Raw genomic sequence first — 6,273 nt, forward strand, 5'->3', positions numbered from 1 at the left:
TCGCCCCGTACCCGAGGGGGCTCACCCCGTACGGGAAGGGGGCGAGCTCCCGTAACGCGGACGGTCCGGGGGCGGTCGTGGTGACCGCCCCCGGACCGGTGGCGCGTGCGCGGGGAGGATCAGGCGTCCGGGGACTCCGTGCCCTCGGCGTCGGCCTTGCCCTCGGCGGGCTGGATGCCGAGGCGCTCGACGAGCCACTTGTCGAACTCGATCGAGGCGCGGACCCAGCTGACCGTCGAGGAGACGAAGTGCTCCAGGCTGACGCCGGTGCCGATGAGCATCTGCGCCTCACCGATCAGCCGGACGGAACCTGCCTCGCCCTCCTCGCCCTCGTGGGCGTGGGTGTAGACCTTGGGCCACAGGGTGCGGCGGTTCCAGTCGTCGATGGCGTCCAGCAGCACGGGACGCTGGTCGAGCGCGTGCGGCCGGTCGTAGAACGTACGGACCGAGAAGACCTGCTGCTCGGCCTCGCCCCGGAACATGAAGTACGTCCGGAACTCCTCCCACGGCGCCGCGAGGTCGCCCTCGTCGTCGACGACGTACTTCAGCTCCATCTGGTCGAGGAGCTGCTTGACGAGGTCCTGGTCAGGGACGACGGGGCCCTCCGGTCCTGCCGCCTGCGGTTCGGGCTGGCCCCCGAAATTAGGAATCGAGGACGGATCGATGCTCACCGTTATTTCCCTTCGTGCGGTTGCGGCCATCCTCCCCCATGGCGGGCGGGGCATGGCAAGCCCGCACGGCCCCTATCCGCCACAAGCTGACAGACAGCGTGCGCGGACGGGGGCCGCAGGGGTGGTCCGTCAGGTCGCGGGGCCGACGATCAGCCCGTCCTCGGCCCGGTCCACCCGTACGGTGTCGCCGTCGCGGACCTCACCGGCCAGGATCTCCTTGGCGAGCCGGTCGCCGATCGCCGTCTGGATGAGCCGGCGCAGCGGCCGCGCCCCGTAGGCCGGGTCGTTGCCCTCCTCGGCGAGCCAGGCCAGTGCCTCGGGCGTGACGTCCAGGGTGAGCCGCCGGTCCGCGAGCCGCTTGGCCAGCCGGTCGATCTGGAGCCCCGCGATGTGGGCCAGTTCGTCGCCGGACAGGGCGGAGAAGACCACCAGGTCGTCCAGCCGGTTGACGAACTCCGGCTTGAAGGAGGCCCGCACCACCTCCAGCACCTGCTCCTTCTTCACCTCGGGCTTGACCAGCGGGTCCATCAGGAACTGGGAGCCGAGGTTGGAGGTGAGGATGAGGATGGTGTTGCGGAAGTCGACCGTGCGGCCCTGGCCGTCGGTGAGGCGGCCGTCGTCGAGGACCTGGAGCAGGACGTCGAAGACCTCCGGGTGGGCCTTCTCCACCTCGTCCAGCAGGACGACGCTGTACGGGCGGCGGCGGACGGCCTCGGTGAGCTGCCCGCCCTCCTCGTAACCGACGTAACCGGGCGGGGCGCCCACCAGACGGGCGACGCTGTGCTTCTCGCCGTACTCGCTCATGTCGATGCGGACCATGGCCCGTTCGTCGTCGAACAGGAAGTCCGCGAGCGCCTTGGCCAGCTCGGTCTTGCCGACGCCGGTGGGGCCGAGGAAGAGGAACGAGCCGGTGGGCCGGTCCGGGTCCGCGATCCCGGCCCTGGTGCGGCGTACGGCGTCGGAGACGGCCTGCACGGCCTCGCTCTGCCCGATCAGCCGCCTGCCCAGCTCGCTCTCCATCCGCAGCAGCTTCTGGGTCTCGCCCTCCAGCAGCCGCCCGGCCGGGATGCCGGTCCAGGAGCCGACGACGTCGGCGATGTCGTCCGGGCCGACCTCCTCCTTGACCATGGTGTCCTCGGCGGCCTCCTGCTCGGCCGCGGCGGCCTCCTCCAACTCCCGCTCCAGGCCGGGGATCTCCCCGTACAGCAGTTGGGAGGCGGTGTCGAAGTCGCCGTCTCGCTGGGCGCGTTCGGCCTGCCCGCGCAGGTCGTCCAAGCGCTCCTTGAGCTCACCGACCCGGTTGAGGCCCTGCTTCTCCTTCTCCCACCGGGCGTTGAGGCCGCGCAGCTCCTCCTCCCTGTCGGCGAGGTCGCGGCGCAGCTTCTCCAGGCGCTGCTTGGAGGCGGCGTCGGACTCGTTCTTCAGGGCCAGCTCCTCCATCCGCAGCCGGTCGACGGAGCGCTGGAGCTCGTCGATCTCCAGCGGGGAGGAGTCGATCTCCATCCGGAGCCGGGACGCGGCCTCGTCGACCAGGTCGATGGCCTTGTCGGGAAGGAAGCGGGAGGTGATGTAGCGGTCGGAGAGCGTGGCGGCGGCCACCAGCGCCGAGTCGGCGATCTGGACCTTGTGGTGGGCCTCGTAACGGCCCTTGAGACCGCGCAGGATCGCGATGGTGTCCTCGACGGAGGGCTCGGCGACCAGCACCTGCTGGAAGCGGCGCTCCAGGGCGGGGTCCTTCTCGATCCGCTCGCGGTACTCGTCGAGCGTGGTCGCTCCGACCATGCGCAGCTCGCCACGGGCCAGCATCGGCTTGAGCATGTTGCCCGCGTCCATGGCGGAGTCCCCGCCGGCGCCCGCGCCGACGACGGTGTGCAGCTCGTCGATGAAGGTGATGATCCGCCCGTCGCTCTCCTTGATCTCGGAGAGGACGGTCTTCAGCCGCTCCTCGAACTCGCCGCGGTACTTGGCCCCCGCGACCATGGCGCCGAGGTCCAGCGAGACGAGCCGCTTGTTCTTCAGGCTCTCGGGGACGTCGCCCTTGACGATGCGCTGGGCGAGCCCTTCGACGACGGCCGTCTTGCCGACGCCGGGCTCGCCGATGAGCACCGGGTTGTTCTTCGTCCGGCGGGAGAGCACCTGCACGACGCGGCGGATCTCCTGGTCGCGGCCGATGACCGGGTCCAGCTTGCCCTCGCGCGCGGCGGCCGTGAAGTCGGTGCCGAACTTCTCCAGGGCCTTGTACTGGCCCTCCGGGTCCGGTGTGGTCACCCGGCGCCCTCCCCTGCTCGTCTCGAACGCGGCCAGCAGCTTCCTGGCACCGGCGCCCTGTCCTTCGAGGATCTCACCGGCGCGCCCGCCCTTCGCGGCGATCGCGATGAGCAGGTGCTCGGTGGAGATGTAGTCGTCGCCCAGCTCCTTGGCCCGCTGGGCGGCGTCCTGGATGACGGCGAGCAGCTCGCGGTTGGGCTGCGGCGGGGCGACGGTGGACCCGGTGACGCTGGGCAGGGACCCGAGCAGCCGCTCGGCGCCCCCGCGGACGGCGGCCTGGTCGGCGTCGACGGCGGCGAGGAGGTCGGTGATGTTCGCGCTCGCCTGGCCGCCCTCCCCCTCCAGCAGCGCGAGCAGCAGGTGCCCCGGGGTGAGGTCGGGATGCCCGTCCTTCACGGCCCGGCTGGTGGCCGCGTTGAGGGCGTCCCGGCTCTTGTTGGTCAGTTCGGTGTCCACGTGTGGTTACTCCTCCTCGCAGCGGTGCGTCATCGCATTGACCTACCCGACGTACACAAAGTTGAGTCTACTCCACTCAAGGCGGTGGGCGCACGTGTCCGCGGCACTTCTTCGCGGTCCTCGGCGGTCCTCGGGGGCCCTCGGCAGTCCTCGGCGGCCCCTGAACAGCCCTCCGGTCTCCTCAGCGGCTTAGGGTGCGTCCATGGCCCAGGCAGACGTACGCAACCCCACCCCGGCATATCTGGCGTTCTGGCGCGAGAGCCACCTGTCCACGCTGACGACCCCCCGCCCGGACGGCACCCCGCACGTGGTGCCGGTCTGTGTCACGTACGACCCGGAGGCGGGCGTGGCGCGGGTGATCACCGACGGCAGCAGCCGCAAGGCCGCCCACGTCCGGGCGGCCGGTCCCGGGGGTGCGCGGGTGGCCGTCTGCCAGGTCGACCGCGCCCGCTGGGCGACCCTGGAGGGCCGGGCGGTTATCCGTACCGAACCGGAGCAGGTGAGGGACGCGGAGACGCGCCACGAGGAGCGCTACGGGCGGGCGCCGCGGATCAACCCGACCCGGGTCGTCATCGAGATCACCCTGGACCGCGCCCTCGGCAAGGCCTGAGGTCGGCCGGGGGGGGACTGGACCCGCGAGCCGCCGAGCCACGGGCCTCAGGCCGCGCGCCTCAAGCCGCCCGCATTCCCAGGGTGGCTGGACGGCTCGGGGGCTGAGCGGGGCGGCGGGCCGGCGGCTTGGCGGCTTGGCGGCTTGGCGGCTTGGCGGCTTGGCGGCTTGGCGGCTTGGCGGCTCGGCGGCTCGGCGGGGAGAACAGCACAGCGGCGCCACCGTGTTCAGGTCACGGTGGCGCCGCTGTGTGGGGGAAGCGCCTGAACGACAGGTGACGACGGGGGAATCGCTCAGGCGCTGCGGGGGGTGGCGGAGAGTGGTTCTGAGTCGAACAGCTCGTGGTCGCGCTGATCGAGGTTGACGAAGATCATGCCGTACCTCACGGCACAGCGGACCGGCTGCGGGGCGCCGCGGGGCCGACGGAGGCAGCGATAGGCGCGGACGTCCTCGTCCTCCTCCATCACCACGACGATCGGCTCTCCGAACAGGGTGACCATCAACGAGTCGCCACGGCGGGGGAGGGCCGTGAGCAGATCGATGAAATGCCACCCTGAGCGATAGGCGGTCGCCATCTCACGCCGGAACGTGCGGTCGTCCGGAGGGGTGGTCATGCGCTCGTACGGGCCGGGTTGTCCCAGCCGATATCGCCGGGAGCCGCGAGGGGCGCGCTGCCCCAGCCTATGTCGCCCGAGGCAACAGTCCGAGCGGCCTTCTCCTCTTCACCGCCGCTCATGGCGCCGACGCCCGTGAGCCCGAGTCCAAGGGCCGCGACGAACGAGGCGGCAAGCGCCGAGCGAAGCATTCGCTTGTACATAGTCGGCTTCGTCCTCACTTGTGGATTCTTCTCCCCCGCACCTAAGACGATGTCTCACCTGGGCACACGAACACCACCAGGTCGATGCATCATGTTCCTGAATGTTCAGGAACCTGGGGGGTGGAGATATGACCACAAGCCACACAAAAGAGACACATCCTCACGGGATCACCGAACTCTGCGAAGCAGGGAGGCGCCTTTACGCCACTGCGCTTCGCTCCGGACGCATCGCCCGAGCCGAGCTGGTACCCGCTCCGTGCCTGATGGAGTTCGCCCTGCTCCACCCCGACCCGGACGACGCGGGATGGCTCCGGCCGGTGCCGCCGTCAGCGGCGCTGGCGCAGCATCTGCATCCCATAGAACGCGAGATACAGGAGCGGCGACGGCATTCGGTGGAACTGGCCGAGTCCTTCGAGGCCTTTATGGACATCAGCGCCCAGGGTCCGCCGACGACGCACGCCATCACCGTGCTGGAGGGCGTCAACCGCATCAACGCCGCGCTGGATCTCGCCACCACGGAATGCCGGACCGAGGTGCTCACCGTCCAGCCGGGCGGCGGCCGGAACGAGGACCAGCTCAGCAAGTCGCTGGAGCGCGGCCTGTCCGTCGTCCACCGCGGCGTACGCCTCCGCACCCTCTACCAGCACACCGCCCGCCACAGCCCCAGCACGCTCGCCTACGCCGAGCGGATCGCCAACGACAACGTCGAGATCAGGACACTTGAGGAGCTGATCGAGCGCCTGATCGTCTTCGACCGCACCGTCGCCTTCATCCCCGCCCAGGACGACCGCCAGGTCGCCCTGGAGCTACGCCATCCCGGGCTCGTCGAGTATCTCGTGAAGGTCTTCGAACAACTCTGGACCCGCGCCGCTCCGCTCCTGGAAGAGGTCAAATACGACCCGACGCCTCAGGGAATCAGCGGAGTGCAGCGTTCCATAGCCCATCTTCTCGTCGAGGGGCACGTGGACGACTCCATCGCCCGCCGTCTCGGCATGAACGTCCGGACCTGTCGTGCCCATGTCGCCAAACTCTCGGCCCATCTGGGCAGTACCAGCCGGGCCCAACTCGGCTATCTGATAGCGCGATCGGGAATCCTGGACTCGGATTCCTGATCGCGCCGCCTCCCGGTACGGGAGTACGGCCGCACAAAGGCCAGAACGCGGCGCCGCGCGGGATATGCGCCACGCCCCGGATATACCGCGGGAGTTCCCCACTCCCCGCCTCTCCCCGGGCCCAGGGCACGAACAGAGAACACGGGCCCAGGGCATGGACACAAGGCATGGACACCGGGAAATGCGGACCGGCCCGTCCGCGCGCGCGCCGCGCCAGTCGCCGCGACCCGGCACAGGCACACACACGCACACACATACGGGGGCGGGGGGGGGGGGCGGGAGGCGGGGGTGGGGCTATGTCTAGTCGGCCCCCCCCCCCCCCCCCCACCCCCCCCACCC

Annotated in this window: 5 protein-coding genes; 2 read left to right on the forward strand and 3 right to left on the reverse strand. The window is 70.4% G+C overall.

The annotated features are described in order from the left end of the window. Positions 1 to 119: 119 nt before the first annotated feature. On the reverse strand, positions 120 to 671 hold the full coding sequence (locus tag ACIRRU_RS23890) for a YbjN domain-containing protein (RefSeq protein ID WP_363201873.1): 552 nt from the start codon (positions 669 to 671) through the stop codon (positions 120 to 122). Positions 672 to 800: 129 nt separating this feature from the next. Continuing rightward, positions 801 to 3,395: an ATP-dependent chaperone ClpB gene (clpB, locus tag ACIRRU_RS23895; protein WP_403683678.1), complete on the reverse strand. Its 2,595-nt coding sequence runs from the start codon at positions 3,393 to 3,395 to the stop codon at positions 801 to 803. 202 nt (positions 3,396 to 3,597) lie between these two features. On the opposite strand from clpB, the gene ACIRRU_RS23900 reads away from it, so the two are divergent. Continuing rightward, positions 3,598 to 4,005, forward strand: coding sequence for a pyridoxamine 5'-phosphate oxidase family protein (locus ACIRRU_RS23900; protein ID WP_403683680.1), 408 nt, complete (start codon positions 3,598 to 3,600; stop codon positions 4,003 to 4,005). A 293-nt stretch (positions 4,006 to 4,298) separates the two neighbouring features. Here ACIRRU_RS23900 and ACIRRU_RS23905 read toward each other — a convergent pair whose 3' ends face one another. Further along, positions 4,299 to 4,619, reverse strand: a complete 321-nt coding sequence (locus tag ACIRRU_RS23905) for a (2Fe-2S)-binding protein (RefSeq protein WP_363201870.1) — start codon at positions 4,617 to 4,619, stop codon at positions 4,299 to 4,301. A 304-nt stretch (positions 4,620 to 4,923) separates the two neighbouring features. Here ACIRRU_RS23905 and ACIRRU_RS23910 point away from each other — a divergent pair, with 304 nt between their 5' ends. Next, complete coding sequence (locus ACIRRU_RS23910) at positions 4,924 to 5,934, forward strand: helix-turn-helix transcriptional regulator (RefSeq protein WP_403683682.1); 1,011 nt, start codon at positions 4,924 to 4,926, stop codon at positions 5,932 to 5,934. Positions 5,935 to 6,273: the final 339 nt, after the last annotated feature.

Origin of the sequence: Streptomyces sp. NPDC101181 (assembly GCF_044767975.1) — a bacterium.
Taxonomy (GTDB): domain Bacteria; phylum Actinomycetota; class Actinomycetes; order Streptomycetales; family Streptomycetaceae; genus Streptomyces.